Here is a 26,469-nt window from a genome sequence, read left to right as displayed (position 1 = left end):
GGCGCGAGGATGCGTCTTGCGACGGCGCGAAGCTAGAGCGCCCCTTCGAGCGCGAGCAGCTCTCGCTTGCGTTCCACGCCGAGGGCGAAGCCGCCCAGACTGCCGGCGCCCGCAATCACGCGGTGGCAGGGCGTGAAGAGCGGGATCGGGTTGGCGCCACAGGCCTGCGCGACCGCGCGGGAGGCCGTCGGCTGGCCGATGCGGCGAGCGACCTCTCCGTAGGAGCGGGTGTGGCCGCGCGGGATCTCGCGCAACGCCTGCCAGACGCGCTGCTGGAACGGCGTCCCGGTCGCGTCGAGCGGCGCGTCGAGTTCGGTGGCGTCGCCGTCGAAGTACGACTCGATGGCGTGCAGGGCCCGGCGTCCGACGGCGCTCTGCAGAGCGCGGCGCGGGGTGGCGGGAAAGGCGCGCTCGAAACGGTGCCAAAGCGTGTCGGCGGATGCGTCGAGATCGAGGTGACGCACGCCGCTCTCCGAGGCGACGAGCAGTAGCCGGCCGAGGGGCGTGTCGCAGAGAGCGGTCTCGAGTCCGGGTAGGGCGTGGGCGATGGCCATGGTGTTCTCCTGGTGGAGCCGAAGCGCTCCGGGGTGTCGATGCAGCGGCGAAGCTAGGTCGTGCCCCGGCATGCGTCTGGCCGGATTCGGACGCGGCGATCCGACGTGCTAAGCAGCCCGCATGTCCGAGCGCACCTCGCTTCCCGTCGAGTTCCTCTTCCGCATCGAAGCCGAGACGAGCGCACCGCTCTCCGTGTCGCCGGGTCCCCATGGCGATCGGCTGATCCTGGGCGCGTCGGGCGGTCGCTTCGAAGGCCCCCGCCTGTCGGGCCGCGTCGTGCCCGGACCGGGATCCGAGTGGGCCACGCTGCGCGGGGACGGCAGCCTGAAAGCCGACGTGCGCCTCGTGCTCGAGACCGACGACGAGGCGGTGATCCTCATGACCTACAACGGCGTGGGGCGTCCCGACCCCGAGCGCGGCCTGCGCATCACGACCGCGCCGCTCTTCGAAACGGGCGACTCCCGCTATCAGTGGCTGCACGGGCTGCAGGCGATCGGCATTGGTGCGCCGATCGCGGGCGGGGTGGGGTACGACGTCTACGCCGTGGAGTGGCCCGGCTGAAGCCCGCTTCCGGACCCGTCTCCCCGGGGCGCGAACCGCGCATTCGGCGGGTCGCGGCACGCGGACTGGAACCACACCCGTGCGATCCACTAGCTTGTGTTCCGGGGAAACCCCTAGCGCCCGATCCGGGGCCCGGGGAGAGGGGAGGGGCCGGTGCGCGAGAAGCCGCTACCGCCGGGCCAGGTCGAGCACGACACGTTTCCGCGCTTCGGCCTGATGGCCTTCAGTCATCGCTATCCGGATGCGCCGGACCAGCTGGAACTCGTGGTCAAGGGAGACGTCGCGAGTCCGTTCAGCCTGTCCGGGGAAGAACTCGGCAAGCTCTACCGCGAGGAGCGCGTGGCCGACTTCCACTGCGTGACCACCTGGTCGGTGCGTGGGGTGCGCTGGAGCGGTTTCCTGTTCCGGGACTTCTACGAGAAGTTCGTGGAACCGCGCGCACGTCCGAAGCCCGACGCACGTCTCGTGGTGCTGCGCTGTCAGGACGGCTATTCCGCCAGCCTGCCGCTCGAGGACCTGTTGGCCGACGACGTCCTGTTGGCCGATCGGCTCGACGGACGACCGCTCGACATGGCCCACGGTGCACCCCTGCGGCTGGTGGCGCCGGCGCACTACGGGTTCAAGAACGCGAAGCATCTGCGGGGCATCGAGTTCTGGCGCGACGCACGGAAGTACAAGTTCCCCGGGCCGCGCCTGATGGACCATCCGCGGGGGCGGGTGGCCGAACAGGAGCGCGCCGGTGGCCTGCCGAACTGGCTCGCGCGCTTCCTCTACCGCCGCTTGATCGGTCCGGTGACCTCTCGCTTCCGCAAGGGGCTGGAGCGCTACGAGGCCGATCAGCGCCGGGCCGCCGAAGCCGAAGCCGCCCGACGCGCCGAGGAGGAGGCGGCCGCCGCCGCCGCTGCCGCGGCGGAGGACGACGGCCAGCTTCGTCTCTGAAGTGTGCTGTCTTCGGCCGCTCGTCGCTGGGCGCGCGCGGCTCGCCGCTGGTCGCTGGAGGTCCGAGCTGGCATGATGCGAGGGCCGCGGCGCCCGAGTGCGCGGACAGGGGAGGCAGGTCGATGACAGGCGGGTGGATCGTGAAACGAAGTCGCCAGATCGAAGCCATGGGTCTCGCGCTGCTGCTGCTTTGTGGAGCGTGTGCTTCGACGGCGCCCTTGCCCGAGTCGCGGCCCATCACGATCTCCGAGGGACTGACGCGGCAGAACGTCGAAGTGGCGATCATCTCGGCGCTCACGAACCGACCGCCGCCCGAAGAGTACGATCCGCGCCTGCGCCTCGATGACGAGACCTTCAAGCTCTTCATCTGGAAGCACTACATCCGCGACAGCGGTCGCGCCTGGATGGTCGAGCGTCGCGATCCCGGGGCCGTGACCGCGGCGATCATCCGTCGCGAGTACTACCTGCAGGTGCGCGTCGACTACGGACGCGATGCCGTGAACTGGCAGGTCACCGACTCTCGCGGTCTGGACCGCGAAAATGGCCGCATCAATCGGCGCGCGGCGGACTGGCTCGAGAAGCTGGACCTGCGCCTGCGCCACGAGCTCGGCCGGATGGCCTACTTCTAGGCCGTTCTCGAACGTCGACTCCGGCCGGGGGGCGTCTACTCCGGCCGAGGGTGCGTTTATTCGGCGAGCGCTGCGCGCACGGCGTCGGCCACCGCCTCTGGCGCGTCGGTCGGGATCATGTGGCTCGCGCCGGGCACGTCGATCCAGGTGGATCGCGGCGACACGCGTTCGAGGTAGCGCGCCGCGGGAGCGAACACGGGCGCCGAGCGGCTGCCGACGAGGATGCGGATCGGGTGTTCGATCGCAGCGAGGTCACGCCGTTTGGCGAACTCGCCGAGCGCCCCGCCCCCGAAACGGATCTCGGTGAAGAGGGCGTCGGCGTTGTCGAGCATGGTGTCCCGCCACGCGTCCGGGTAGGCGTCGAAAGCGTTGCCGGCGCCGCGGTACTGACTCACCCAGCGGTAGAAGACCAAAGCGCCGGCGTGGTTGCCGCGCGTATGTCGCGTCCACTCCCAGCGCGCCACCGCACCGAGGGCCAGCGGGCGCGGCGCTTTCAGCTGGAGCGGCGGCTCGGCCAACACCAGGCTGCGCACGCGGTCTGGATGCCGGATCACCAGCTCGAGCGCGATCATGGCACCCGCGCTCCACCCCACGAGCACCGCGGGTGCGTCGAAGCGATCGCGCAAGAGCGCGGCGGCGTCCTCGACGTGGCGCGCGAACTCCCGTACCGGCGGGTGCTTCGAACGCGCGCAGCCTCGCCGGTCGTAGGCGACGAGCTGGGCGTCCTCGCCGAGCGCGTCGAAACACGGATGGAAGAGATCGGCGAAGGCGCCGGCGCCGTGGATCAGCAACACCGGCGCGCCGTCGCCGACGCATTCCGTGTAGAGATCGCAGCCGCCCACCGAGAAGCGCTCGGAGTGGATCGATCGCTGCGACGCCGCGGTGCGTTCCTCGGCTCCCATCGCGCCAGCGTACCAAAGGCGCTGCCGCCGGCGTCAGCGTGGCGGTTTCGCTCCGTTTTGGCCGGCGGACCCCTCGAGCGCGAAGAGACGGCGCGAGAGGCAACGGCGGCACATGCCGTAGTTGAGAGTCGCGACGTCGACGGGACCAGGAGGGGCGGGCTCGATCGCGCCTCGGCACCATGCGCAGATCGTGCGTACGAGCCGCGACGACGAGGGCACGCACAAGGCCAGGGGAATCATCCGCATCGCCGGCAGGGAATCACACGGAAGTCACCGACGGGTGACCCTCGCGTGTCGAGACGATGGGATCTTCGGGAAACCCGCGGGGGCTAGCCGGGCAACACCACCCGCGCTCCGTCCGCAGGTTGCACCAGCAGGGTGCGCGCGGCGGCCGCCAGCGCCGGCACGGCCGCGCGATAGCGCGCAAGCACCTCGTGCGCCGCCGCTGCGGCCGTCGCCGCCTCGACGAGGGCGACGTTGCAGCCGCCGTAGCCCGCGCCGGAGAAGCGCGCACCCACTACGCCCGGCGTTTCGCGCAGGATCTGCTGGAGCCGCTCCTGTTCGTCCGAGCCGGTCTCGTAGTTCTCGATGGAGCTGCGACAGGAGTCCCACATCAGCTCGCCGAAGGCGCGGAAGTCGCCGCGGGTCCAGGCCTGCACGCCGGCGCGGACCCGACGGCGCTCTTCGAGGAAGTGTCGGGCCCGGCCGCGTTCTCCATCGGGGAGGGCGTCGATCCCGGCTTCGAGCAGGTCTTCAGGGAGATCTCCCAGACGTGAGGCGGGAGCGTGGCCGTGCCGGTCGGCGATGCGGGCGGCGGCGGACCGGCATTCCGCGACCCGCGCGTTGAACGGCGTGCTCGAGAGCACGCGGCTCTGCCCGCTGAAGACGATCAGGAAGCGCACGGCGTCGGCGTTCGCATCCGCGGAGAGCGGGCGCCAGCGAACAGCGCGCGTGTCGATCTCGAGCAGTCGACCCGCTTCCGAGCCCACGATCGCCGCCGGGTCGAGCACCCCGCAGCGCACACCGACGAACTCGTTCTCCGCCCGAACGGCCAGCCGCACCAGCTCGCTCGGCGCGAGCGCGATGTCGTTCACGTGGGCGAGGGCGAGCAGGTAGCCGACCAACACGGACGCCGAGGACGAAAGCCCGCCGCCGGGCAGATGGCCCGAGAGTTGGCCGACGAAGCCGCGCGGTGGCTGCGGGAGTCGCTCGGCGAGTACGCGCACCGCCGCCCGCGCGTAGCGCTCCCAGCCTTCGCCCGGCGCTTCGTCGTCGATCCGGAAGCGCAGGCTCCCGGCGAAGTCGTCGCTGTGCAAGACGACTTCCGGCGACTCCTGGGGCGCGAACGCGAGCGCGGTTCCGACGTCGATCGCGGTCCCGAGGACGGGGCCGTGCTGGTGGTCGATGTGCGCGCCCAGTGGGCACACGCGGTAGGGGGACAGGACGACGCGAAGGTTGGCAGGGGTTTCGAGGCGCTTCGCCAGCGCGCGTGCGACGCGCTCACCCCGTGCGGCCAGCTGTGACGTGTCCGCGTCCATCGGGAGCCACCCGTCCTTTCGCGTGCGCGTGGGCCACCCCCGGCCCGTCCGGCGAGAGAACCACCTCTTCTCTCGCGGCGCCACGCACGCAGCAGGCCGTATCGTCGCGCCCGCGGCGGATGAAGGCGAAGCGGCGCGCTAGCGACTCGCCGCTGCGACCGCGAGCCAGGCCCACATCGTGAGGAGTACGCACCAGCTGCCGAAATACGCGGCGATCCGCGGGCGCAGCGCGTTCGAGCCGGTATGGATCCAGGTGTGCACCGCTCGGAGCGCGACGTAGCCCCAGGCCAGCCCCGTGAGCACTGGCGACGCGATCTGGGTGGCCAGCGCGGCGAGGCAGGCCGCATAGAAGAGGACCGGCGCCTCGAAGAGGTTGGTGAAGTGGCGCGCGAGCTGGATCGAAGCCACCGGCTCGCGCGAGTCTCCCTGGTACGCGGCGAAGTAGTCCGCCGAGACCTGCCCGGCGCGGACGCTGCGTGCCCGCTGGCGGAACAGCCGCAGCAAGACGGCGAAGCTGATCGCGACCAGGGCCACCATCGGGAAGAGCAGGGCGGTCGAAGCGTGTGTCTCCATGCCGAAGGACGCTAGGTTTCGCCGCTTCCCGCGACGAGGTCCAATGCGCGTCCCGCCGGCAGGGCCACGGGGGCAGGACCACCGCGGCAGGCACGCGCGCGCCAAGAGGAACCCGGTGAACGAGACGATCATCCACGACGGCCCCGACGACACCTGCTTCGGCTGCGGTCATCAGAACGCCCAGGGGCTCCGGCTGGTGTTTCGGGTCACGGGCCCCGACGCCGTGGAGGCCGACTACACCGCCCCGGAACACTTCTGTGGTGCACCCAACGTGGTGCACGGTGGGATCCAGGCGACGCTGCTCGACGAGGTGATGGGGATCGCCGTGCACGTCGGATCGGGCGGCGACCGGGCGGAACACGTGACCGCCGAGATGTCGCTGCGCTACCGCCGGCCAGCCCATGCCGGCAGGCCACTGCGCGTGCGCGCGCGCTTCTTGCGCAGCGAGGGGCGCGACTTCTTCGCTGAAGGCCAGATCCTCGATGCCGAGGGGGAGATCCTCACCCGCGCCGAGTCGCGCTGGCGAGCCATCGGCTGAGCTCCCGGCGTCAGCGCGGCCGGAACCGCACCGGCATCGCTTCGAAGCCGAGCACGAAGTTGCCCCGACGGCGCGGCAGCGGCGTGTCCGGCGCTTCGAGCGCAACCTCGGTCCAGCGATCGAGCAGCTCGTCGAACACGACGCGGAGCTCGAGTCGGGCGAGCTGCGCTCCGAGGCAGTGGTGCCGGCCGAAGCCACCGAAGGCGACGTGATCGTTGGGTGTGCGGCGGATGTCGAAGCGGTCGGGTTCGGGAAAGACGCGCGCATCGCGGTTCGCCGAGGGGTAGAGCAGGAGCAGGCGGTCGCCCTCACGGATCGCTTGTCCGCCGAGCTCCACGTCGCGCGAGGCCGTGCGGTTCATGTTCTGGATGGGCGTGACCCAGCGCAGCATCTCCTCGATCGCGCCGGGCAGGAGGCTGCGGTCGTCGCGCAGGGCGGCGAGCTGCTCGGGACTCCGGAGTAGGGCTTCGAGGCCGCCCGAGATGACGTGGCGCGTGGTTTCGTCGCCCCCCACCAGGACCAGCATCGTCTCGAAGATCAGGTCGTCCTCGGCGAGCTTGCGCCCGTCGATCTCCGCGTGGACCACCAGGCTCACGAGGTCTTCTCCGCTGCCGCCCCGACGCTCGGCGATCGCGCGCTTGATGTACTCGGCGTAGGCGAGCACGGCTTCCGGAAGCTCGGCGCGGACCTCGTCGCCGCCGGTCGCGAAGAGGTCCGACCAGTGGAGCAGCTGCTCATGATCGGCTTCGGGCAGTCCCATCAGCTCGCCGATCATGTACATCGGCAGCGGCGTGGCGATGTCGCGGACGAAGTCGCAGCGACCCTGGTCCGCCACCGCGTCGAAGAGTTCGCCCACCTTGCGACGCAGGAAGGGTTCGTGGTCGGCCACGCGGCGCGGAGTGAAGCCGGCGCTGACGATGCGGCGTCGCAGATTGTGCTCGGGCGGATCGAAGTTGATCATGCTCGGCACCGAACTGTCCGGGCGCGATCCCTTCCCGGACCCGAAGGTTTTCCAGTCCTTCGAGACGGCCATGACCTCGGCGTAGCGCGCGAGCCCCCAGATGCCGGTGGCGTCGTCCCAGTAGACCGGCGCGTGTTCGCGCATCCAGCGGAAATGCGGATGCGGGTCGGCGTAGAAGGCCGGGTCGAGCAGCCGGATCTCGGGTCGGGTCGGGTGCTCGGGCGTGCGGGTGCCCGCGCGGTCGAGCACCACGCGGTAGGGCGAGTCGGCGTACGCGTCATCGGCCGAGAATGTGAAGTCGACCATCGATTCCACCCTACACGATGCTCGGGAGGAGGCGGCCTCAATCTCCGAACGCGCTGAGGAGCCCCGCGCCGATCGCCGCCATCGCGCAAGCGCCGGGCACGATCGACAGTGCCGAACACCACCAGTAGCGCCGCCACGGCACGCCCATCGCTCCGGGCAGCCAGGTCGTGACGTGACCTCCGGCCCAGGGGATCTGCCGGCCGAGGATCAGGAAGGCCGGGTGGCCGACGGGAAAGCGCCGGAGCCAGTTCGGCAGTCGGGCGAGCTCCGTGTCCGCGTCGAGGGAAGCGCCAAGGCGTCGGCCCACCTGGAACTGGAAGAGCGACGCGAGCCACCACGCGATCCAGTTGAGGGGGGCGGCGACGGCGAAGCCGTAGAGGGTGCCGTGTGCGATGGCCAGCAGATCGCTCGGAAACGGCGTGGGTGCGAGCGCCAGCTGGACGCCACCCGAGACCACGGGCGCAGCGGCTCCGAAACGCGCGTGGATGCCTTCGGGCCCGCCGACGCTCTCGACCCAGCGCGCGAGCCCGTAGCCGCAAGCAACCACGAGCAGCACGATTCCGAGCAGGCGGAAGCGGAACGAGCGCATGCGGCCTCCTCCCGCGGGAAGCCTAGCGCTCGGCGTGCGCTGGCTAGCCTCGCGGCTTCGCGAAGGGGTTCGGCTGGAACAGCGCTTCCTTGAAGACCGTCTCCATCTCGGCGATCGCGACGTCGTTGTCCCAGAGACCGTCGGTCATGACCTGGCGGCCCATCACCGGATTCTCGAACAGGCCGATCTTGCCGTTGCCCGACTCGATGACGCGTCCGTTGATCCAGTCGCTCTGCTCCATCGCCAGATAGAGCACCGGCGGCACCACGTTCTCGCTCGAGATGCGCGGGTTGTCCGGGCTGTAGTTCATGACGGTCGCCTTGCCTTCCAGGCTCGCCGTCATGCGCGTGTAGGCGATTGGCGCAATGCAGTTCGCGGTGACGCCGTAGCCGGAGAGCGAGTTGGCGCAGGAGAAGGTGAGGCCGACGATGCCCATCTTCGCGGCGGCGTAGTTGGGCTGGGTGGGTGAGCCGTAGAGGCCCGAACCCGACACGAAGTTGATGATCCGGTACTGACCACCGCGGTTCTCGCGCCACCAGGTCGAGGCGTGGCGCACGGTATTGAAAGTCCCCTTCAGGTGAACGTTGATCACCTGGTCGAACTGGGACTCTTCCATCTTGAAGATCATCCCGTCGCGGATGATCCCGTGGACGTTGCACAGGATGTCGAGGCGCCCGAACTCCTTCGTGGTGCGCTGGACCATGGCCTCGACCGCGGCGAAGTCGGTGACGTCCGTGCCGTCGGCCAATGCCTTCCCGCCGGCGCTCTTGATGCGGTCGACGACTTCCTGGGCGGGACCGTCATCGGTTCCGCCGCCCTCCATCGCCGCGCCCAGGTCGTTCACGACCACCGCGGCGCCTTCCGCCGCGAAGCACTCGGCCACCGCGGCACCGATGCCGCGTCCTGCTCCGGTGATCAGCGCGACGCGCCCGTCCAGCTTTCCCATCGTTTCGCTCCTGTCGATTTCGAGGCCGCGCATGGTAGCGGCTCCGCGCGAGAGCCGCGGGCCACGCTGCGTCCAGATCGTCAGGTCGGGCCGACGAACGCCACGCGGGCACGGTACGCTTCGCGCCATGCCTGCCACACTCGATCTCACCCCGGACCAACTGCTTTCGACCACCCGCGCCGTCCGCAAGCGCCTCGACTACGACCGCCCGGTACCCCTCGAACTCGCGCAGGAATGCGTCGAGCTGGCGCTGCAAGCGCCGAGCGGCTCCAACCAGCGGGGCTGGCACTTCGTGCTGGTGGGCGACCCGGAGAAGCGTCAGCAGATCGGCGACCTCTACCGCCAGGGATTCGTCGGCTACCGCGACATGCCCGTCTCGGCCCATGCGCTGGCGAAGCAGGCCGAGGGTTCCGACGTCGCCGTGATGAACCAGGTGGTGGGTTCGGCCGAGGCGCTGGCCGAGAACCTGCATCGCGCGCCCTTCCTCGTGATCCCCTGTGTCGACGGCCGGCTTCCCGCGATCGAAGGCCCGATGGCGAGCATCGCCTACGCCAGCACCTACGGGTCGATCCTCCCGGCCTTCTGGAGCTTCATGCTGGCGGCCCGCGCCCGCGGTCTGGGGACGGCCTGGACGACCATCCACCTGATGTTCGAGGAGCCCATCGCCGAGATCCTCGGAATTCCCTACGCCGAAGTGACCCAGGTGGGCCTCTCGCCGCTGGCCTTCACGGTCGGAACCGACTTCCGTCCGGCGAAGAACCGCGGCCTCGACGGGGTGCTCCACGTCGACCGCTGGTAGGGCGGCGCCAAGGCCGGTCGGTTCCCCGACTACGCGGATCTACGGATCGATTCGGGTCCGCCGATCGCCGATTCCTGCCCTGCAGGAGGTGTCGTATGGATGAACAGCCCGAGGAAGAGCGCGATCCGGTCTTCACCCTCGTTTACGCGAGTGCCGCCACGCGTGAGATGACCCCCGAGGATCTGGCCGAGATCCTGGCGGCGGCCCGCAAGAACAACCGTCCAGCCGGCGTGACCGGGATGCTGCTCTACCACGAGGGCTCCTTCCTGCAGGCGCTGGAAGGCGATCGCGCCGTCGTCGAAGCGCTCTACGAGCGCATCGAAGAGGACCCGCGCCACTCCGATGCCATGATCCTGTTTCGGGGAGACGTCGAGGAGCGCGTGTTCGAGCGCTGGAGCATGGGGTTCTACCGAGCGGCGGACGCGCGGATCCCGCCCGGCGTGAACGAGTTCCTCCAGCGCGGCTTCAAGCGGCCGCGCGACGAGGAGGGACACGTGGCGCGCAAGATCCTCGAGCAGTTCCGCGAGGGACGCTGGCGGCGAGGCGTCGACGTCGGCGAGTAGCGCCGTATCTCGGGGTCGATCTCGATCGGCCCGGTCAGCTGGCCGCGGTGTCCGGATCGCGAAACAGCCGCGTGCCCACCACGGCTGTCCAGAGGAACAGCGTCCCCACCAGTGCGCGCTGCCAGAGCCCGGTCCAGGCGCGGGTTTCGACGGACGTCCCGAGCCCGATGAAGAAGCAGAGCGCGAGGGCGCTCGCGACGAGCGACGTGCGCTGGACGCCGCGCCAGTCGTCGCGCTGGGCAAGTCCCCAGCCGAGCAACGCGGCGCCGACCATCGCGCACAGGAAAGCGGCCGGCCCAAGGATCTCGTGCAGCAGGCCTTCCGGGGAGGCGCCGCGCTGCGGGCAGCCGGGATCGCATCGAGCGAGGCCCGACGCGAAGACTCCCGTTCCGAAGAGCAGCACGAGCACCGCCGCGCTGCGGGTGGCGCGAGAGCGCGGCAAGCCCGCGCGCATGGCGATGCCCAGCGCAACGAGACACGCGCCCGTCGGCAGGAAGCCGCCATAGTTCATGAGCGCTGCGTGGGGCGTGCCGGTGGCGCCGAGCTCGCTCACGAACTGGGTGAGATGGTCGTAGCCGGGGCGCAGCGACGCGCAGAGGGCCGCCACCGTCGCCAACCAGACCGGCGCGATCACACCGCCGAGCGCCAGAAACCGCATCGCGTCACCCTACCAGAGCTTGCACATGGGGAGTCGCGATGAAGCTCGAGGAACTGCAACAGCCATCGCCCTTCGGATCGCTGATCGGCACGAAAGTGGTTGCCTTCGACGACGACCGTCGCGAGATCGAGGTGCACTACCTCGCCCACGACGGGTTCGCGAACCGCATCGGCACCCTCGCCGGTGCGATGATCGCGGGGCTGCTCGACTCGGTGACGGGGCTCGCTGGCAACTGGGGTCTCGCCGACGACGTCTTCGCCGTCCACAAGTCACTCACCGTCGACTACGAACGGCCGGGGCCCCTCGGACGCGTCATCGGGAAGGCACGGGTGGTCGAGGTCGACGATCGCGACGTCGAGGTGCGCGGCGAGCTCCGCGACGAGGCCGGGACACGTTTCGCCTCGGCCGCCGCCACGCTGCGCATCGTGCGTCAGAGCCCAGCCGGGGGCGGGAGCGACTAGACGCGTTGCGCCTGTTGGGCCTCGGGGTGCTTGAACCATTCGCGCACGTCGCGGCGGAACAAGAGCACGGCGATCGCGAGGCTGAGGCCGGTCTGGGTGAGGATCGACAATGTGTCCGCGATCCCGAAACGACCGAAGCCCACCGCGAAGACCAGGAGCCCGAAGAGCCCGCTCGCGCCCGACAGCACCCCCCAGACGAGGCGGGCCCAGTTGTGGCCCTTCTCGAGCATGCGCGCGAGGAACCAACCCAGTGGGACCCCGAAGATCAGCTGGGCGAGGGCATGATCCGGATCCGGGCCGACGCTCCAGGCGTAGATCCCGGCGATGAAGGAGAGGACGACCGTCGCCCAGGCCAGGCGGACCGCGAGGTTCACGCGGTCGACGGTGGCGTCTGTCGCCGGCGTGTTCACCGCGACGCCCCGGGGCGCGCGGCAATGCACTCGACTTCGACCCGAGCGCCGACGGCGAGTCCGCTGGCTGCCAGCGCGCTGCGCGCGGGGTAGCGCCCCGGCTCGAAGAACGTGACGTAGACGTCGTTGAAGGCGGGCCAGTCGGCGATGTCGGCGAGGAACACCGTGCACTTCACGACGTCGCGCATCGACAGGTCCTGGTCTTCGAGGATCGCCCGGACGTTCTCGAGGGCCTGCCGCGATTCCGCGGCGATGCCGCCCGGCACGAGATCGAAGGAGCCCGGACGGTTGCCGATCTGCCCCGACAGGAGCACGAGGCGTCCCACTTCCACGGCATCCGAGAAGGGCAGGCCCAGGGCGCGGGTCTCCGCGGAGGCGTGGTAGCGGGGCGGGTCGGCGGACGTGGCGCAGCCCAGGCCGAGCGCGAGCAGAAGAGAGGCAAGGCAGCAGGTTCGAAGCGACGTCATCGACGCACCCTTGTGTGGGCCGCGCATCGGGCCACGCGTTGCGGCCGATCCTATCAGAGACGCAGACACGGCTTTGGGTCGAAGCTCGGTCTCCTTGGGGTCGCCCCCACGTGTTGCAAAAGGCCCAGTGGCGGTATCATGCGTCGTGACGGGGACTGCTGGGGGGTTGGATGCTGTGTACCGCTCGTCTCGTTGACGCTCTGTCTCGCGATGAACTGACTTCGGGCTGGGGGGCCCGAGACTGCTGCTACCGGAGTGCACTGGCACTCCTGGTGGTCGTCGCTGTCTTATTGCCTGGAGCCGCTCTGGGCTCCGTGCTCTTCGATTTCGATACGCTGCCCGACACCGCGGGGTGTTCTCAGCCCGTGTCGTCAGGGGACGTCGCGTCGGCCCTCGCGTTCTGCGACGTCACCTACGTGAACGACAACTTCGGCGGCATCTACCTCGGTGCGCACGAGCACACCGTCGACGGGTTGACGCTCCAGCTTTCGAGCCTTGGCTACATCGACTGGCGCTTCGGTGGGATCAACTGCGGCAACACCGTGAATTGTGGGCCGGGCTACACGGCCGACTTCTCGAAGCGGCTCACGAAGGCGAAGGTCGACCTGCTGGGCTTCCGCGACTTCAGCGGCAGCGGCCAGCCCGGCTCCGACGTCGAGTACTTCCTGCGGGCCTACGCCGGTCCTGGCGGCACGGGGGCGCTCTTGGCCGAGACCACCGCGCCCGGGGCCTCCTGCGATCCGGTCGAGCCCGGCTGCAACGTGCCCACCACCCTGATGGTCGCTCCGGGCGAGTCGATCGGGTCCCTGGTCTTCGGGGCGTCGGGCGAGCTCGGCTTCTTCGGCCCGGTCGAGAACCTGGGCATCGCCGACAACCTCCACGTGAACCCGGTACCCGAGCCGGGTTCGGCACTGGTGTTCGGCGCGGCGCTGCTGGCGGCGCACCGCCACGTCCGCAGGCGCCATGGGGCGCGACGCGCTGCACCGCGACGCCGCCGCGTCTAGGGGCGCGTTCTCGGGACGCCTCGTGGAAGGGTCCGGAGATGGTGGCCCAGGCCAGAATCGAACTGGCGACACCTCAATTTTCAGTCGAGTGCTCTACCAACTGAGCTACCGGGCCACGCGGCGCGGAGGCTAGCCCTTTGGCTGGGGGCCAGCTAGCGCCCGGGGCGATTCGGAAGGCGCGCGCCTTCCCGCCTGACTGACAGCCTGGGCGGCGGCGCTACGGCCGCGACCGCTCTCCCTGGGCGACACGCTCGCCGGCGGGCACGTGGCGCATCCGCGCGATGCGGGCATCGACCGGGTAGGGACGGTTCGGCGGCCCGTAGCGGCCGTAGGTGTCGAGCTCGAGTCCGGCGATCGCGTCGACCACGTCCAGCCCCGCCACGACCCGGCCCACGATGTTGTGGGCGCCGTCCAGGTGGGGCGAGTCGCCGTGGACGATGAAGAACTGCACGTCGGTCGTCCCCGCGCGCCCCGCGTTGGCCATCGCGACCGTGCCGCGCGCCATCGGGTAGCCCGAGCGTTCGTCGGGGACACCGAGTCCACCACCGCTGTGGTGGTCGTCGCGCGGGTCGTTGTCACGACTCTGGGGGTTGCCGCCCTGGATCATGAAGTCCGGGATCACCCGGTGGAAGGTCGTGCCGTCATAGCGCCCCTCTTCCACGCGCTCGACGATCGCCGTGACGGTGATCGGCCCGAGCTCGGGCAAGAGTTCGATGCGGATCTCGCCGAGACCCTCGACCTCGAGGTGGAGCTCGTCGCGCGGGCCCTCGGAGAGCGCCGGCGTCGGCAGCCCATTCGTCGCTGTTGCCTCGGGTCCGGTCTCGTTGCAGCCCAGGGCCGCGAGACCGACGAGGAGGAGCCCAAGACATCCCGAGACCGTGGCGCTTCGCATGACGGTGGAATCGGCAGAGCCGGGCCGTGGATTGAGCGCCGCCGGCGGGCCGCGACGTGATGTGGACCTGGCCGGCGGGGTGGTAGCGTCCCGGCCATGCACGCAACGACCGCGTTTCGTTCGGCCCAGAAGTCACGTTGGGCCCAGAAGTTTCGTTGGGCCCGGAAGCTTCCGCACCGACGCCAATGGGCGCTGGCCGTGCTGGCCTGGGGACTCAGCTTGTGCTGGATCGCCGCGCCGGCGGGCGCGCGGGCACCGTCCCGGGGCGAGCAGGGGATGGTGGTGGCTTCCGAGGTCGGGGCGGCCGAGGCCGGGCGCACGATGCTCGCGCGCGGCGGCAACGCCGTCGACGCCGCGATCGCCACCGCGTTCGCGCTGGGGGTGACCCAACCCTTCTCGGCCGGGATCGGCGGCGGCGCCTTCCTGCTGATCCGGACGGCCGATGGACAGATCATCGCGTTGGACGCGCGAGAGACTGCGCCGGCCGCGGCGCACCGCGACATGTACGTGCAGCCCGGGGTCCCCGAGCGCGCTTCGCTGTTCGGGCCGCTCGCAATCGCGACGCCGGGCTTCGTCGCCGGCTGTGCGATGGCGCTCGAGCGTTGGGGAACGAAGCCCCTCGCCGAGGTGTTGCAGCCCGCGATCGCACTGGCCCGCGATGGCGTGGTGATCGGCCGCTACCACGCGGGCATGCTCGGGTTCCTCGCGAAGCGCGGGCTCCTCGAGCGCTTCCCCGAGACCGCTCGGGTCCAGCTCGACGACGGCGCACCCCCCGAGCCGGGTTGGCGCCTGGTACAGGCGGACCTGGCGCGCACCCTCGAGACGATCGCAGCCGAAGGGCCCGCCGCCTTCTACACCGGCGCTCTCGCAGAGGCGATGGTGGCGGACGTCCAGAAGCGCGGCGGCATCCTCACCCTCGAGGATCTCGCGGGCTACGCGCCGGCGCTGCGCGAAGCGGTGAGCGGCGAGTACCGCACGCTCACCGTTCATTCGTTTCCGCCGCCGTCGTCGGGCGGAATCGCCCTGATCGAGGCGCTCAACATCCTCGAGGGCTTCCCGCTCTCGCGCTGGGGCTCCGACGCGCCCACCACCGCCCACCACATCACCGAGGCCATGAAGCTCGCCTTCGCCGACCGCGCGGCCTTCCTCGGGGATCCGGACTTCGTCGACGTCCCGACCGAGCGGTTGATCTCGAAGGACTACGCGGCGGGGCTGCGGCGCCTCGTCGACCCCCCGTGGTGGCGGCAGGCGCCCTGGAACTGGGGGAGCGAGCGTGCCCTCACCGTGCCGGGCCCGGGGCTCGGACACGAAGACGCGGGCACGACCCATCTCTCGACGAGCGACGACGCGGGCAATGCCGTGGCGCTCACGATGACGATCAACACCCCCTTCGGCTCGGGCATTACCGTGCCGGGGACGGGCATCATCATGAACAACGAGATGGACGACTTCTCGGTCGCCACCGACACGCCGAACGCCTACGGCCTCGTCGACACCCGCGGCGCGAACGCGGTGGCCCCGAAGAAACGGCCCCTCTCGAGCATGACGCCGACGATCCTCGAGCAGGACGGACGCCTCTTCCTGGTGACGGGCAGCCCGGGCGGACCGCGCATCATCAGCTCGACGCTCCACTCGGTGCTGAACGTCGTGGACTTCGGGATGAACGTGGCCGATGCGGTGGCGGCGCCGCGCTACCACCACCAGTGGGAGCCGAACAAGGTCCGCGTCGAACCCGATCTGGCGGAGGAGATCGTCGCCGGCCTGCGCGAGCGCGGGCACGAGGTCGACGTGTCGTCGCGCCGCTGGTCGGCGGTCGAGGCGATCGTGATCGACGCCACCGGCGTGCACTGGGGCGGCAACGATCCGCGCCGGGACGGGCTCGCGGCGGGTTTCCCGGCCGAGGACGTCGCTGCCGACGACGTGGCCGCGGAGTAGGGCGGGGCGTCAGCTCCCGCGCACCACCGCTTCGGTGTAGGCGTCGAGCTTCACCAGGCGTTGGGCCACCCGCAGCACGTCGTCGCGCGTCACGGCGCGGACGCGCTCGGCGTAGTGACGCCCGGCGTCGGCGCCCAACCCATAGAGCGCGTTCAGGCTGGTGTGGGCGGCGTGCACCGCGTTGCGCTGGCGATCGATCTGGTAGTTGCCCACCAGGTGACGGATCGCCGCGTCGAGTTCGTCCTGGGGCGGCGCCCCCTGCACCAGCTTCTCGAGCTCTTCGAGCAGACCCGTGCGGGCGTCTTCGAGCTTCTCGGGCGCGGTCGCGATGTAGACGGCGAAGTAGCCCGGGGCGAGCCCTTCGATGCTGGTGGCGGTCACCGAGTAGGCGAGCCCCTGCTTGTCGCGCAGCTCGAGGAAGAGGCGTCCGCTCTGGCCGGCGAGCAGCTGGGAAATGACTTCGAGGGCGAAGCGATCGTCGTCGGCCACGTCGAGGCCCGGGAAGCCGATGACGAGGTGGGCCTGGGCGCGCTCCTTCACCAGCTCGGCGCGGCGGATCTCGGTCTGGGGTGTGTCGAGGGGCGGGGTGGGCGCTTCGAAGTCACCGCTCGGCAGGTCGGCGAGGCGGGACGCGAGCCCCTGCGCCACGGCGTCCGGGTCGACGTCGCCCGACACCGCGAGCACCAGGTTCTCGGCGCGCACCCAGCGGTCGTGATGGGCCTGGATGTGTTCGGTGCGGAGACCCTGGATCACCTCGGCCTGGCCGAGGGTGGGCATGCGGTAGGGATGGGTGGGATAGAGGTGTTCCGCGAGCAGCAGGAAGGCGCGCTGGGCGAGGCGGTCCTCGCGTCGCTCGATCGCGGCCAGCGTCTCGCTGCGTTCGCGTTCGAACTCGGCCACGTCGAACGCCGGCGCGAGCATGACCTCGCAGAAGAGATCGAGGATCGGGTCGAGGCCCGCCGACGGCGCTTCGAGGGTGAGGCCGAAGCTGCTGCGTCCCGAGAACGCGTCGATCTCGGCGGCGCGGCTCTCCACCGCGCGGGCGAAGCCCGCCGAGGAATGGCTCTCGGTGCCCCGCAGCCACATCGAGGCGAGGAACGCGCTGATCCCGGACGTCGCCGCGTCCTCGGTGAGCAGGCCGCCGCGGAAGGCCGCACGCGCCGCGACCACCGGGACGTTGCGCCGGGGGACCACGTGGAGCTCGGCGCCCGACGGTAGGGCGAAGCTGACGAGTTCGTCCTCGCGATGCGTCGCCCGCGGCGACGCCGTGACCCGCTCGTTGGTGGCGACGCCGCGTGCCACCGCCGCCTCGACGCCCGAGGCATCGAGCACGGCAGCGTCGGCTTCGGGCAACAGTACGCCGACGGTCAGGGCCTCGGGCCGCCAGTGGTCCCGGGCGACGCGCCGCAGGTCTTCGGCGCTCGCCGTGCGGACCGCTTCGAGGTAGCGCGCTTCGGTGTCGAGGCCGCCCCCGGTGACGTGGAACCCCCCGAGCTTCGCTGCCAGTCCCGAGACGCTCTCGCGCTCGAAGTGCTCCGACGCAAGGAAGTTGCTCTTGCCCTTTTCGAGCTCGTCGGCCGACACCGGCTCGCTGCGGAGGCGCTCTACTTCGGCGACGCTGGCCGCGATGGCATCGGCCATGCGCTCGCTGTCGGTATCGATATCGATCGCGAGCACCCCCGGGTCGAGAGGCGTGTAGCACCAGCTGTCGATGCGATCGACGAGCTGGGCGCGCTCCTTCACGCTGCGCACGAGCCGGCTGCTCTCGCAGTTCCCGAGCAGGAAGGAGAGCAGATCGAGATAGGGGGCGTCCGGGTGGGAGAGCCCAACCCCCGGGTAGCAGAGCTCGGCCGACGCGCGTTCGAAGGGACGCGCCAGCACCGTCGAGCGGAGCCGTTGCTGGAGCGGCTCGGAAGTGCGCCGGCGTTCGACCCCGCTCGGCGCCACGTCACCGAACGCGCCGCGCACCTGGGCGAGCACCGCATCGCGATCGAAGTCGCCCACGCACACCACCACCAGGTTGTCCGGTGTGTACCAGCGGTCGTAGAAGCGGCGAAGCCGCGCGCGATCGAGGGAGGCGACGCTCTCGTGACTTCCCAGGATGGGGAAGCGGTAGGGGTGGGCCGTGTAGGCCGCTTCGAACACGGCGTTGCCGAGCACGCTGCCCGGCGAGTCATCGCTGCGGCGGATCTCCTCGAGCACCACCTCGATCTCCCGATCGATCTCTTCCGGGTCGAAGACCGAGTGGAGGACTGCGTCGGAGAGGACGTCGATGCCCGTCGACAGCGCCTCCGACGGCAGCGTGGCGTGGTAGACGGTGACGTCGTAGGAGGTGTACGCGTTGATGCGGCCGCCCGCGCCTTCGACCTCGCCGGCGACGGCGCCCACGCCGCGTCGCTCGGTGCCCTTGAAGAGCATGTGCTCGTGGAAGTGGGCCAGACCGCGCTCGTCGTCGCGCTCGTCGGCGGATCCGGCGCGGGCCCAGATCTGAAACTCGGCGACCGGGGCGGTGCGGCTTTCTTGAAGCAGCACCGTGAGCCCGTTCGGGAGCGACTCGGAGTGGACCGCAGACGAGCTCAAGGTAGGCAGAAGGTACCCGAGCGCCGACGCCGCGAAAAGCCGGCCCGTTGGAAGGGGGCCTAGAACTTCACCACGAGTTCGCTGCGGCCGCCCATGAAGTCGCGCTGGTGGGTGCGCGCGATGCCGTACAGGTCGAGACGCAGGATGAAACGGCGTCCCAGGGCCTGCTGGATGCGCAGGCCACCGCCGCCGGCCTGGGTGCGCCGGTCGTTGCTCTGCAGCCGCCCGGCCACCTCCAGAACGATCTGGGTGCGGCCGCCGAACAGGAACTTCTGATAGCCCAGGGCACCCGCGAGGGCGCGGTTGCCGTCGTTGTTGAGCGGCGCGCCGATGGTCCCCAGGCCGGGCGCCTCGAACAGGATGCCGATGCGTCCCAGCGGGCCGCCGCGGGCCGGCCCGCGGGCGGCCGGGGTGTAGCGATCGGCGCTCGCGGCGAGGTTCAGGTAGGCGACATCGTGGGTGCGTCGGGGCGAGAACGAGAACCCGATCACGCCGAGCACGCCGCGTCCGACCTCGATGTCGTTGCGGTGGTCGGCGTGGGAGCCCAGCACGCGCAGGGTGAGGTTCCAGCGATCCTGGATGCGTCGGATCGCGCTGATCCCGCCGTACCAGCCGTTGGTGTCGTCCTGGCCTTCGGCGTAGGCGAGGTCGAGGGCCCACGTCGTCTGGGGGCGATCGAGCTCGAAGAACAGGCCGGTCAGCAGGGTGTCGTCGCCGTCCCGGTTGTTGCCGCCGCGGTGGACGTCGTTCCAGGCGGCGAGGAAGGACGCGCGCAGGTTCGACGTGCTCGTCGCAAGGATCGAATTCTGCACGAGCCCGACAGCGGTCATGCGGTCGTCGATCAGGAAGCCGTCCTGGTAGGTGAACGGCGCACGACCGACCACGAAGCCGAGGTCGAGGGGCACGCCCGACTCTGCGTCCCACTTCGGGAAGAGCTCGCCGACGTCGCCCTCGAAGTAGAGGGCTTCGAGCTCGCCGTCGAGTCCGCCCTCGAAGTCGGCGTCGGCACCGTCGACGCCGAACTGGTAGCCGGTGAAGTCGTTGTCTTCAGACAGCGGCTCGAAACCGACCACGACGCGCTCGGTCGCGGTCAGCGCGAGCTGGCCCCAGAGTTCGCTGCGGTTCGCCCACTGCGCGACATCGTTCGGGCGGGCCTTCCCCCACTCGGCCTGCAGGCCGCTGCGCGCGGTGCCCCAGACGAGGATCGACGGCGTCCACACGGCGCCGGTCGGGAGCTCCCAACCCTCTTGCAGGGCCGACGGCGCGAGGTAGAGATCCCCGAGCTCGATGATCGGTCGGGGGCGTTCGGGCAGGTCAGCGAGCTCGCGCGGCTCGTCATCGAGTTCGACGTTGCCGGCTGCGACCGCAGGAAGCGGCAACATGCCCAACCAGGCGAGCCAAGCGAGGAGGGGGAGAGCGCGCCGTACCGTCTTCCTCACCGGGCCGCCCGCTGGTCCGAGAGCACCAGCACTTCCTTCGACCACAGCACCTGGTGCCCATCGACGACACCCTGGGCGACTTCCTTCGCGCTCATGCCGTAGTCGAAGCCGACGCTCTGGATCTCGGCGACGAGGTTCACGGGCACCATGCCGGCCTTCAGCTCGACGATCACGCGGTAGGGCGCGATGCCCTTCTCGAGGGCTTCGGCGGGAACCGCATAGTGGTGGTCGCGGTGACCCAGCGGCTCGATGCCCTTCTTGTGCAGGCGAATGCCCGCGGGCCCGCCGTTGATGAAGTTGGGGTTCGGGTCCGGGCGCACGAAGGGCAGCGGGTCGGGAGCATGGTTGACCGCCAGCACCTCCTCGCGCTCGCCGTCGCGCAGGTTCCGCAGGACGAAGCGCGACTGGAGCGAGAAGAGATCGCCGTCGTGGGGTACCTCTCCCGCGCGCACGTAGAGCGAATGGCCGTCGCGAAGATCGCCGTTCGGATCGAGGTCGCCCGAGACGAAGACCACGCGACCCGTCGCGTCGATCACGCGCGTGTGCAGCCACACGATGCGCTCCGCGGTAAACCCGGTCGGCACGTTGTGTCCGTCGGTCCCGTTCTCGACGCGCACGTCGATCTCGAGATCGCCATCGTCGCGGCGGACCTCGACCGCACCGAGCACGTAGCCCTTGCGCAGGAGCTGGCGGCGGGCTTCCGCCATCGTATCGAGGCGTTCCTGGTTCTCGTCGAGGATCTCGCGGGCGTCGTAGCGGTCGATGGCGTCGGCCCAGCGCTCGGGGAACTCGGCGTCCAGCGGCACCTCGTCCTCGAAGTCATCGGTGCCCCAGCCGGCGGCGTGGTCGAAGAGCAGCCACTCGCGCTGGGTCGCCAGGGCCTTCGCGCGCTCGTTGAAGGGGAAGATCCCGGGGTGGACGATCGAATGGTCGGGCCCCACGAAGCGGTGATCCGTGCGCTTCCGCGGCTCGGTCGGACGACCGCCGACGACCGCCGCGGGCTCGTGGCGATAGCCCGACACGAGGCCCGGCTCCTGGCCCATGTGACAGTCCTGACAGGTCGTGCCCTCGGCGGCGGCGGGTGCGTGGCGGAACTCGCTGAACGCCTCTTCGAGGCGCAGGTTGTTCGGCGAGTTCACGTCGTGGCAGCTGCCGCAGAAGCCCGAGGTGGTGATCTCGGCGAACTCGACCACGTCGGTATGGATGCCGAGCGTCTGGCCTTGCGCCGCGACGCGGCGGAACTTCTCCGGATCGCCGATCACCTTCTGGAGGCCGGCGTTGCCCGTCGGGCCGGACACCGGCTCGTCGAGCCCGCCTTCGGCCAGGGCGATGCGTCCACTCACCTTGCCGTAGGGCGCGCGCACCCGGTGGCAGACCGCGCAGGTCACGCCTTCCTGCGAGGTCGGATGGCGATCCAGGTTCGACATGAACACGTCTTCACCGAGCTGCATCCCCACCGGCGTGTGACAGCGGATGCAGAAGTCGCCGAGCGTGCCGTTGGTGCGCTCGATCAGCGCGCCGTTCATGGCATTGAAGACCGGGCTGATCTGGGCGTAGGCGTGCTGGGAGATCGACCACTCTTCGTAGTGGTTCGGATGACAGTTCTGACACTCGCTCGCCGACGGGAAACGGTCGGGCGCGAGCAGCTCCGCATGGGCCCGCGCCGCTTCCTCGGCGGACACCGGGGTGGCTTCGTCGGCCGCGTAGGCGTCCGTTTCCGCGTTTGCGGCGGCGCCCCACAGGAGCGCGCCCAGCGCGAGTACACGAATGGCTCGAATCGAGATGCGCCCCATCACCGCGTCTCGATTCAGTTGGGCAGCGCTTCGACGGCCGGGGCGGCCGACGCGACGGCGTCTCCCGAGTTCGCGTCTTCGCGGGCGACCACGCTGACGCTGAACTCGACCTCGTCTTCGATGAACTCGTCGAGGCCTTCCTGGATGTGCGCCAGGATCTTCGAGAGCCCCTGGGCTTCCTCGGCGCTCGTCTCCTGGACGTCGAAGTCGCGGCGGTTGACGCTGCCCTTCACGCGGCAGCGCAGCACGCGGTTGCCGTCCTTGTCCACGAGTTCCCGCGCGCCGCTCACCTGGAGCACGATCGGGCGGGTGATGCCCTTCATGGTGAGGTTGCCGGTCACCTCGAGGGGCTTCGTCTCGCCGTCGGCTCGGAAGCCCGCGGCGCTGAAGCGGATGCTTGGGTGATCTTCGACCTCGAAGAACGCCGCGCGGAGGTGCTCGTCGCGGTAGGCGTTGTCGGTGTCGATGCTGCTGGCCGTGATCTCGACGTCCACGCGGAGTTCTCCGTCCTTCTCCGGATCCCGGTGGATCGCGCCGGAGAGCGCTTCGAAGCGCCCGCGGACGGGCTTGGCGTAGTCGTGGTGACCCACCTCGAAGCGCAGGCGCGACTTTTCGGGCTGGATCTCGAAGGTTTCGGCCGGCGCGGGGCTCGACGTGAGGACGCCGAGGCCCAGACCGAGGACGCAGCAGGCGGGGGTCCACCAATGCGTGGCTTTCGGGCGAAGAGGGCGTTCGGAGGGCAAGGGGTGGCTCCTGGGTGCGGCGCCTCCGGGTGGGCGGCGCTCGAAGCTTCGATGGGGGGTGCAGGGGGGTTGGTTTACGGAGCCGCACCCGTACCGGGTTCTCCCGCGGTGATCCGCAAACGCGCCTTGTTTGGAGCAAGTGACGTGCCACGCGTCCCGAGCCCGCAAGTAGCGACGCGAAGTCTCCGAACTCCGGTCGCTCTCGCGGGTCCGGCCCGTTCCACCGCCGGGAGCGGCGTGGGTAACGAACTTCTCTATCGCGTAGGTAACCCCCACTCCCCGAGCGGTTACGAACGGGTCGGGCCTCCCGTTGCATGGAAACGTTCCGCTGACGACGGAAGGCAAAACGCCCCATCCAGGTCCCGTGAGGGTGCCGAGACCGAGCGGAGATCCGGGCGCACTGGGCGCTTCACTCGGCGGGGGCTCGCGTCGATGGGAGCCCAGGGCCCACGCCGCGGAGCGCGGATGGGGGTGCTCTATGCTGGGCCGACCGGGGAACTCCCTGGGCCTTGGAGGGAGAGGGCGTGTCGGGGAAACGGGTGATGGCCGTCGCCAGCAGCGGGGGCCATTGGATGCAGCTGCGTCGCCTCGCGGCCGCCTTCGACGGCTGTGAGACCCACTACGTGACCACCGAGGAAGGGCACCGCGAGGAGGTGTCCGGCGCTTTCTCGGTGATCCGGGACGCCAACGCCGACGATCCCGTCGGCTGCTTCATCCTGCTCTGGCAGTCGCTGTGGCTGGCGTTGCGCGAGCGCCCCGACGTCCTCGTCACCACCGGCGCCGCCCCGGGCGTCTTCCTGCTGATCTTCACCCGGGTGCTCGGCGCGAAGACGGTCTGGATCGACAGCATCGCCAACGGTCAGCAGCTCTCGCTCTCGGGACGCCTGGTGCGACCGTTCGCCGGGCTCTGGCTGACCCAGTGGCCCGAGCTCGCCGGCGAGGATGGCCCCGAGTACGCGGGAGCCGTGTTTTGATCTTCGTCACGGTGGGCGGCCAGCTGCCCTTCGACCGACTGGTGGAGAGCGTCGACCGCTGGGCGGGCGACCGCGGCCGCGGCGACCTCTTCGCCCAGATCGGCGACGGTCGCTTCGTCCCGACGCACGTCCCCTTCGAGCGCTTCCTGGACCCGCGCGCCTTCGCCGAGAAGCTCGAAGTCGCCGACGCCGTGGTCGCCCACGCTGGCATGGGCACGATCCTCTCGGCCCTCGAACTCGGGAAGCCCGTTGTGGTGCTGCCCCGACTCCACGCCCAGGGCGAGCACCGCAACGACCACCAGGTCGCGACGGCCGCCCGGCTCTCGAAGCTGGCCGGGATCTACATCGCCGACGACGAGCAGGCCATCCCGGGACTGCTCGATCAGCTCGAATCGCTGCCGCCGGGTGAGGCGATCGATCCGCGCGCCGCCGAGCCGCTGGTCGCGCGCATCCGCGCCTACATCCAGGAGCCGTAGGCCGCCTTGGAAGCGCGCGTCGAGTTCCGAAAGAAGAAGTTCCTCTGGAATTCCTTCAGCGGTGTGGCGACACGCATCCTCAGCATCACGGTGCTGGTGTGGATGCACCAGTACCTGCTGCGCCGCATCGAACCGGCCGAGTACGCGATCTACGCGGTGGTCGTGTCGGTGCTCGCGTTCGCGCCGGTGATCATCGAGCTCGCGGCGGGAGGGCCGCGCCGGTACATCATCGAGGCCTACGCCCGAGGCGACGACGACCGCATCGGCGACATCCTGCGCTCGATCACCCCGACCCTCCTGGGCTTCTCCGTCGCGCTCTTCGCCTTCGGGAGCTTCGTGGCGCTGCGCGTCGAGCACGTGCTGACGATCCCGCCCGAGTACGTGGATCAGGCGCGCTGGATGGTCTTCCTGCTCGCGATCTCACTCTCGGCCCAGCTCGGCACGGCCCCCTTCGTGGTGGGGTTTCACGTGCGGCAGCGCTTCGCGCTGCTGAACGGGATCTTCTTCGCCAGCGAGCTGCTGCGCATCGCGCTGCTGATGGTGCTCCTGATCGGGGTCAGCCCCCGGGTGCTCTGGGTGGTCGTGGCGAGTGTGGTATCGACGGGCCTCAGCCTGATCGTTCAGTGGGTGGTCTCCCACCGATTGCTGCCTTCGCTGCGCTTCCGGCTCGGCCGGGTCCGCTGGGACATCCTTCGCGAACAGTTCCACTTCGGCGGCTGGACCTCCCTCGGGAACTTCGCGGTGATGATCCGCCAGGCCGCGCCGGCGATCGTCCTGAACAAGCTGGCGACGCCCGTCGACGTCGCGGCGTTCCACCTCGGGGCCTTGCCTTTCCGCCAGCTCAACCAGCTGGTCGCGAAGGCCACCGAGCCGATCCAGCCGGCGATCACCACCATGCACGCCCTGAACCAGCAGGACGAGATGCGCGAGGCCTACCTGCGCGGAACCCGGCTGCAGATGTGGGCGACGCTGCTGCCGTCGTGCCTGCTGATGGGCTTCGCCGCGGAGGTGATCGACCTCTACGTCGGCGATCGCTACGCCAAGGCGGCGACGGTGCTGGCGGTGATGTTCGCGAGCTTCCCGGTGATGGCGTCGACGAACATGCTCTACCGCGTCGTGATCGCGACGGCCCGGGTGAAGGGCTTCTCGATCGCCAACCTGTTGCTGAACCTGATGCTGCTCGGGCTGATGCTCTACTTCAGCTGGGCCGACTACGGGGCCGAAGGCATCGCGATCGCCTTCCTGATCACGTCGGCCGGAGCGGCGTGCTTCTGGCCCTACGGAAACCGCCTGGTCGGGACGCGTTTCCGCGACTTCCTGCGCGAGGCGTTGGTCCCGGGCACACTGCCCTTCCTGGCCGGGCTGGGCGCGGCCTATGCCTGGTCGGCCCACTTCGCGCCGGCGAGCTGGCTCGCCCTCTTCGTGGGCTTCACCGCCGCGTCGCTCGCCTATCTGTTGGTGCTCGTGCCGTGTCTGCACGCGAGCGACCGGGCCGACCTCGCGCGCATCGTGCAGGGCGTGTTGGCTCGCGCGCGTCCGAGCGCCGCCGACGCTAGGTGAGCGGCAGGCTCGTGCTCTTCATGCCCATGCGGTCGGCCGGCTCGCCCATGTAGACCGACTCGGGCTCGGTGTCTTCCATGACGGTGGCGCCGGCCCCGACCAGGGTGGCCTTGCCCAGGGTCACGCGGTCGCGGATCGCCGCGCCCGCGCCCAGCACACAGCTGGGCTCGACGATCACGCTGCTCGAGAACGCCACGCCGGCGGCGATGTAGGTGTGGTCGCCGATCTGGCAATGGTGGGCGATCACCGAGTTCGGCGCGATCACCACGTCGTTCCCGATCTTCGTGAAAGGGTGCACGGTGACGTTCTCGTAGATCATCGTGTTCTCGCCGATGTCGAGACCCGGCCAGGTCGCGGCCTTCGAGCTCACGTAGCTGCCGAGGCGGTAGCCCTTCGCCTTCGCGGCCTCGCACTTGTCGGCGCGCAGCGCGTTCATCTGGGCGAACCCGAGCGGAATCATCAGTTCGTGATCGCTCGGGCCGAACTTCGCCTCGACCTCTTCGAAGGCGACCACGGGCAGCCCCATGTGGGTGTCCTGGTTGCGGTAGGCCGCGTCGACGGTGAACGCGACGACCTCGTGGGGCGAGTCGTGTTCGAGGAAGAACTGCAGGGTGGCGGCGACGTCGCCGCATCCGAAGACCACGATCTGGGCCATACGCTCCTCTTCGCAGGGGCCGC

General features: G+C 70.0%; 28 protein-coding genes and 1 tRNA gene. 12 read left to right on the top strand and 17 right to left on the bottom strand.

Annotated elements, in window-relative coordinates; genetic code table 11:
* Positions 1–32: 32 nt before the first annotated feature.
* Positions 33–554 carry a methylated-DNA--[protein]-cysteine S-methyltransferase gene (locus AAF430_18960; GenBank protein ID MEM7412316.1) on the bottom strand — a complete coding sequence of 174 codons (522 nt, stop codon included), beginning with the start codon at positions 552–554 and terminating at the stop codon, positions 33–35.
* Between the two features lie 121 nt (positions 555–675).
* On the opposite strand from AAF430_18960, the gene AAF430_18955 reads away from it, so the two are divergent.
* The 3 genes from AAF430_18955 (at position 676) to AAF430_18945 (ending at position 2,684) form a co-directional block, all read left to right on the top strand.
* Entirely contained in the window at positions 676–1,116 is a 441-nt protein-coding gene (locus AAF430_18955; protein MEM7412315.1) for a DUF3237 domain-containing protein, read from the top strand.
* A 153-nt stretch (positions 1,117–1,269) separates the two neighbouring features.
* Positions 1,270–2,055, top strand: coding sequence for a molybdopterin-dependent oxidoreductase (locus AAF430_18950; GenBank protein MEM7412314.1), 786 nt, complete (start codon positions 1,270–1,272; stop codon positions 2,053–2,055).
* 140 nt (positions 2,056–2,195) lie between these two features.
* On the top strand, positions 2,196–2,684 hold the full coding sequence (locus AAF430_18945; GenBank protein ID MEM7412313.1) for a hypothetical protein: 489 nt from the start codon (positions 2,196–2,198) through the stop codon (positions 2,682–2,684).
* Between the two features lie 56 nt (positions 2,685–2,740).
* On the opposite strand, the gene AAF430_18940 is transcribed toward AAF430_18945, so the two are convergent.
* From AAF430_18940 to AAF430_18930, 3 genes are all read right to left on the bottom strand, one after another.
* Positions 2,741–3,586 (bottom strand): alpha/beta hydrolase, encoded by an 846-nt coding sequence (locus tag AAF430_18940; GenBank protein ID MEM7412312.1) that lies wholly within the window; start codon positions 3,584–3,586, stop codon positions 2,741–2,743.
* Positions 3,587–3,915: 329 nt separating this feature from the next.
* Positions 3,916–5,124 (bottom strand): galactokinase family protein, encoded by a 1,209-nt coding sequence (locus AAF430_18935; GenBank protein ID MEM7412311.1) that lies wholly within the window; start codon positions 5,122–5,124, stop codon positions 3,916–3,918.
* A gap of 138 nt (positions 5,125–5,262) precedes the next feature.
* A complete protein-coding gene (locus AAF430_18930; protein MEM7412310.1) occupies positions 5,263–5,697 on the bottom strand; it encodes an MAPEG family protein in 435 nt (144 codons plus the stop codon).
* A gap of 115 nt (positions 5,698–5,812) precedes the next feature.
* On the opposite strand from AAF430_18930, the gene AAF430_18925 reads away from it, so the two are divergent.
* Positions 5,813–6,235 carry a PaaI family thioesterase gene (locus tag AAF430_18925; GenBank protein ID MEM7412309.1) on the top strand — a complete coding sequence of 141 codons (423 nt, stop codon included), beginning with the start codon at positions 5,813–5,815 and terminating at the stop codon, positions 6,233–6,235.
* Positions 6,236–6,245: 10 nt separating this feature from the next.
* On the opposite strand, the gene AAF430_18920 is transcribed toward AAF430_18925, so the two are convergent.
* The 3 genes from AAF430_18920 to AAF430_18910 are packed head-to-tail and all read right to left on the bottom strand — an operon-like array spanning position 6,246 to position 9,037.
* On the bottom strand, positions 6,246–7,502 hold the full coding sequence (locus tag AAF430_18920; GenBank protein MEM7412308.1) for a cytochrome P450: 1,257 nt from the start codon (positions 7,500–7,502) through the stop codon (positions 6,246–6,248).
* 37 nt (positions 7,503–7,539) lie between these two features.
* Positions 7,540–8,091, bottom strand: a complete 552-nt coding sequence (locus tag AAF430_18915) for a VTT domain-containing protein (protein MEM7412307.1) — start codon at positions 8,089–8,091, stop codon at positions 7,540–7,542.
* A 43-nt stretch (positions 8,092–8,134) separates the two neighbouring features.
* On the bottom strand, positions 8,135–9,037 hold the full coding sequence (locus AAF430_18910) for an SDR family NAD(P)-dependent oxidoreductase (protein ID MEM7412306.1): 903 nt from the start codon (positions 9,035–9,037) through the stop codon (positions 8,135–8,137).
* A gap of 127 nt (positions 9,038–9,164) precedes the next feature.
* Here AAF430_18910 and AAF430_18905 point away from each other — a divergent pair, with 127 nt between their 5' ends.
* Positions 9,165–9,836, top strand: coding sequence for a nitroreductase family protein (locus AAF430_18905; protein ID MEM7412305.1), 672 nt, complete (start codon positions 9,165–9,167; stop codon positions 9,834–9,836).
* A gap of 95 nt (positions 9,837–9,931) precedes the next feature.
* Complete coding sequence (locus tag AAF430_18900; GenBank protein ID MEM7412304.1) at positions 9,932–10,399, top strand: BLUF domain-containing protein; 468 nt, start codon at positions 9,932–9,934, stop codon at positions 10,397–10,399.
* Between the two features lie 34 nt (positions 10,400–10,433).
* Here the strand turns inward: AAF430_18900 and AAF430_18895 are convergent, their stop codons facing one another.
* A complete protein-coding gene (locus AAF430_18895) occupies positions 10,434–11,057 on the bottom strand; it encodes a DUF998 domain-containing protein (protein ID MEM7412303.1) in 624 nt (207 codons plus the stop codon).
* A 38-nt stretch (positions 11,058–11,095) separates the two neighbouring features.
* Between AAF430_18895 and AAF430_18890 the strand changes: the two genes are divergently transcribed.
* On the top strand, positions 11,096–11,518 hold the full coding sequence (locus AAF430_18890) for a PaaI family thioesterase (protein MEM7412302.1): 423 nt from the start codon (positions 11,096–11,098) through the stop codon (positions 11,516–11,518).
* On the opposite strand, the gene AAF430_18885 is transcribed toward AAF430_18890, so the two are convergent.
* Together AAF430_18885 and AAF430_18880 are read right to left on the bottom strand one after the other, a co-directional pair.
* A complete protein-coding gene (locus AAF430_18885; GenBank protein MEM7412301.1) occupies positions 11,515–11,928 on the bottom strand; it encodes a hypothetical protein in 414 nt (137 codons plus the stop codon). The two genes, AAF430_18890 and AAF430_18885, sit on opposite strands and share 4 nt — an antisense overlap.
* On the bottom strand, positions 11,925–12,395 hold the full coding sequence (locus tag AAF430_18880) for a RidA family protein (protein ID MEM7412300.1): 471 nt from the start codon (positions 12,393–12,395) through the stop codon (positions 11,925–11,927). The genes AAF430_18885 and AAF430_18880 overlap by 4 nt, the downstream gene beginning before the upstream one ends.
* Before the next feature lie 314 nt (positions 12,396–12,709).
* On the opposite strand from AAF430_18880, the gene AAF430_18875 reads away from it, so the two are divergent.
* Positions 12,710–13,399, top strand: a complete 690-nt coding sequence (locus AAF430_18875) for a hypothetical protein (protein ID MEM7412299.1) — start codon at positions 12,710–12,712, stop codon at positions 13,397–13,399.
* 39 nt (positions 13,400–13,438) lie between these two features.
* On the opposite strand, the gene AAF430_18870 is transcribed toward AAF430_18875, so the two are convergent.
* Together AAF430_18870 and AAF430_18865 are read right to left on the bottom strand one after the other, a co-directional pair.
* Positions 13,439–13,514 (bottom strand) — tRNA-Phe (locus AAF430_18870).
* A 102-nt stretch (positions 13,515–13,616) separates the two neighbouring features.
* Entirely contained in the window at positions 13,617–14,291 is a 675-nt protein-coding gene (locus AAF430_18865; protein MEM7412298.1) for a peptidylprolyl isomerase, read from the bottom strand.
* A gap of 96 nt (positions 14,292–14,387) precedes the next feature.
* Between AAF430_18865 and ggt the strand changes: the two genes are divergently transcribed.
* Positions 14,388–16,226 carry a gamma-glutamyltransferase gene (gene ggt / locus AAF430_18860; GenBank protein MEM7412297.1) on the top strand — a complete coding sequence of 613 codons (1,839 nt, stop codon included), beginning with the start codon at positions 14,388–14,390 and terminating at the stop codon, positions 16,224–16,226.
* A 9-nt stretch (positions 16,227–16,235) separates the two neighbouring features.
* On the opposite strand, the gene AAF430_18855 is transcribed toward ggt, so the two are convergent.
* Genes AAF430_18855 through AAF430_18840 form a run of 4 tightly spaced genes read right to left on the bottom strand, consistent with a single transcriptional unit; the run spans position 16,236 to position 22,781 of the window.
* Entirely contained in the window at positions 16,236–18,806 is a 2,571-nt protein-coding gene (locus AAF430_18855; GenBank protein MEM7412296.1) for a pitrilysin family protein, read from the bottom strand.
* Between the two features lie 59 nt (positions 18,807–18,865).
* The gene (locus tag AAF430_18850; protein MEM7412295.1) at positions 18,866–20,188 is read right to left on the bottom strand and encodes a hypothetical protein; all 1,323 of its coding nucleotides are present in this window, start codon (positions 20,186–20,188) and stop codon (positions 18,866–18,868) included.
* A gap of 53 nt (positions 20,189–20,241) precedes the next feature.
* Positions 20,242–22,038 carry a multiheme c-type cytochrome gene (locus tag AAF430_18845; GenBank protein ID MEM7412294.1) on the bottom strand — a complete coding sequence of 599 codons (1,797 nt, stop codon included), beginning with the start codon at positions 22,036–22,038 and terminating at the stop codon, positions 20,242–20,244.
* A gap of 14 nt (positions 22,039–22,052) precedes the next feature.
* Positions 22,053–22,781 (bottom strand): YceI family protein, encoded by a 729-nt coding sequence (locus AAF430_18840; GenBank protein ID MEM7412293.1) that lies wholly within the window; start codon positions 22,779–22,781, stop codon positions 22,053–22,055.
* A 524-nt stretch (positions 22,782–23,305) separates the two neighbouring features.
* Here AAF430_18840 and AAF430_18835 point away from each other — a divergent pair.
* Genes AAF430_18835 through AAF430_18825 form a run of 3 tightly spaced genes read left to right on the top strand, consistent with a single transcriptional unit; the run spans position 23,306 to position 25,791 of the window.
* Entirely contained in the window at positions 23,306–23,755 is a 450-nt protein-coding gene (locus AAF430_18835) for a UDP-N-acetylglucosamine--LPS N-acetylglucosamine transferase (GenBank protein MEM7412292.1), read from the top strand.
* Positions 23,752–24,231, top strand: a complete 480-nt coding sequence (locus AAF430_18830; GenBank protein MEM7412291.1) for a glycosyltransferase — start codon at positions 23,752–23,754, stop codon at positions 24,229–24,231. The genes AAF430_18835 and AAF430_18830 overlap by 4 nt, the downstream gene beginning before the upstream one ends.
* Before the next feature lie 6 nt (positions 24,232–24,237).
* Complete coding sequence (locus tag AAF430_18825; protein ID MEM7412290.1) at positions 24,238–25,791, top strand: hypothetical protein; 1,554 nt, start codon at positions 24,238–24,240, stop codon at positions 25,789–25,791.
* Here AAF430_18825 and AAF430_18820 read toward each other — a convergent pair.
* Positions 25,784–26,446, bottom strand: a complete 663-nt coding sequence (locus AAF430_18820; GenBank protein MEM7412289.1) for an acetyltransferase — start codon at positions 26,444–26,446, stop codon at positions 25,784–25,786. The genes AAF430_18825 and AAF430_18820 overlap by 8 nt on opposite strands.
* Positions 26,447–26,469: the final 23 nt, after the last annotated feature.

Source organism: Myxococcota bacterium (assembly GCA_039030075.1).
Taxonomy (GTDB): Bacteria; Myxococcota_A; UBA9160; order UBA9160; family SMWR01; genus JAHEJV01.
The sequence above is the reverse complement of the archived record's forward strand: the minus strand, read 5'-3'. Positions and strand labels throughout refer to the sequence as shown.

Bases quoted from the DNA above. Each gene is read 5' to 3' on its own strand.
- AAF430_18890 (MEM7412302.1), top strand. From the start codon at position 11,096: ATGAAGCTCGAGGAACTGCAACAGCCATCGCCCTTCGGATCGCTGATC.
- AAF430_18920 (MEM7412308.1), bottom strand. From the start codon at position 7,502: ATGGTCGACTTCACATTCTCGGCCGATGACGCGTACGCCGACTCGCCC.
- AAF430_18935 (MEM7412311.1), bottom strand. From the start codon at position 5,124: ATGGACGCGGACACGTCACAGCTGGCCGCACGGGGTGAGCGCGTCGCA.
- AAF430_18845 (MEM7412294.1), bottom strand. From the start codon at position 22,038: ATGGGGCGCATCTCGATTCGAGCCATTCGTGTACTCGCGCTGGGCGCG.
- AAF430_18960 (MEM7412316.1), bottom strand. From the start codon at position 554: ATGGCCATCGCCCACGCCCTACCCGGACTCGAGACCGCTCTCTGCGAC.
- AAF430_18930 (MEM7412310.1), bottom strand. From the start codon at position 5,697: ATGGAGACACACGCTTCGACCGCCCTGCTCTTCCCGATGGTGGCCCTG.
- ggt (MEM7412297.1), top strand. From the start codon at position 14,388: ATGCACGCAACGACCGCGTTTCGTTCGGCCCAGAAGTCACGTTGGGCC.
- AAF430_18850 (MEM7412295.1), bottom strand. From the start codon at position 20,188: ATGTTGCCGCTTCCTGCGGTCGCAGCCGGCAACGTCGAACTCGATGAC.
- AAF430_18820 (MEM7412289.1), bottom strand. From the start codon at position 26,446: ATGGCCCAGATCGTGGTCTTCGGATGCGGCGACGTCGCCGCCACCCTG.
- AAF430_18900 (MEM7412304.1), top strand. From the start codon at position 9,932: ATGGATGAACAGCCCGAGGAAGAGCGCGATCCGGTCTTCACCCTCGTT.
- AAF430_18895 (MEM7412303.1), bottom strand. From the start codon at position 11,057: ATGCGGTTTCTGGCGCTCGGCGGTGTGATCGCGCCGGTCTGGTTGGCG.
- AAF430_18940 (MEM7412312.1), bottom strand. From the start codon at position 3,586: ATGGGAGCCGAGGAACGCACCGCGGCGTCGCAGCGATCGATCCACTCC.
- AAF430_18915 (MEM7412307.1), bottom strand. From the start codon at position 8,091: ATGCGCTCGTTCCGCTTCCGCCTGCTCGGAATCGTGCTGCTCGTGGTT.
- AAF430_18905 (MEM7412305.1), top strand. From the start codon at position 9,165: ATGCCTGCCACACTCGATCTCACCCCGGACCAACTGCTTTCGACCACC.
- AAF430_18880 (MEM7412300.1), bottom strand. From the start codon at position 12,395: ATGACGTCGCTTCGAACCTGCTGCCTTGCCTCTCTTCTGCTCGCGCTC.
- AAF430_18865 (MEM7412298.1), bottom strand. From the start codon at position 14,291: ATGCGAAGCGCCACGGTCTCGGGATGTCTTGGGCTCCTCCTCGTCGGT.
- AAF430_18955 (MEM7412315.1), top strand. From the start codon at position 676: ATGTCCGAGCGCACCTCGCTTCCCGTCGAGTTCCTCTTCCGCATCGAA.
- AAF430_18910 (MEM7412306.1), bottom strand. From the start codon at position 9,037: ATGGGAAAGCTGGACGGGCGCGTCGCGCTGATCACCGGAGCAGGACGC.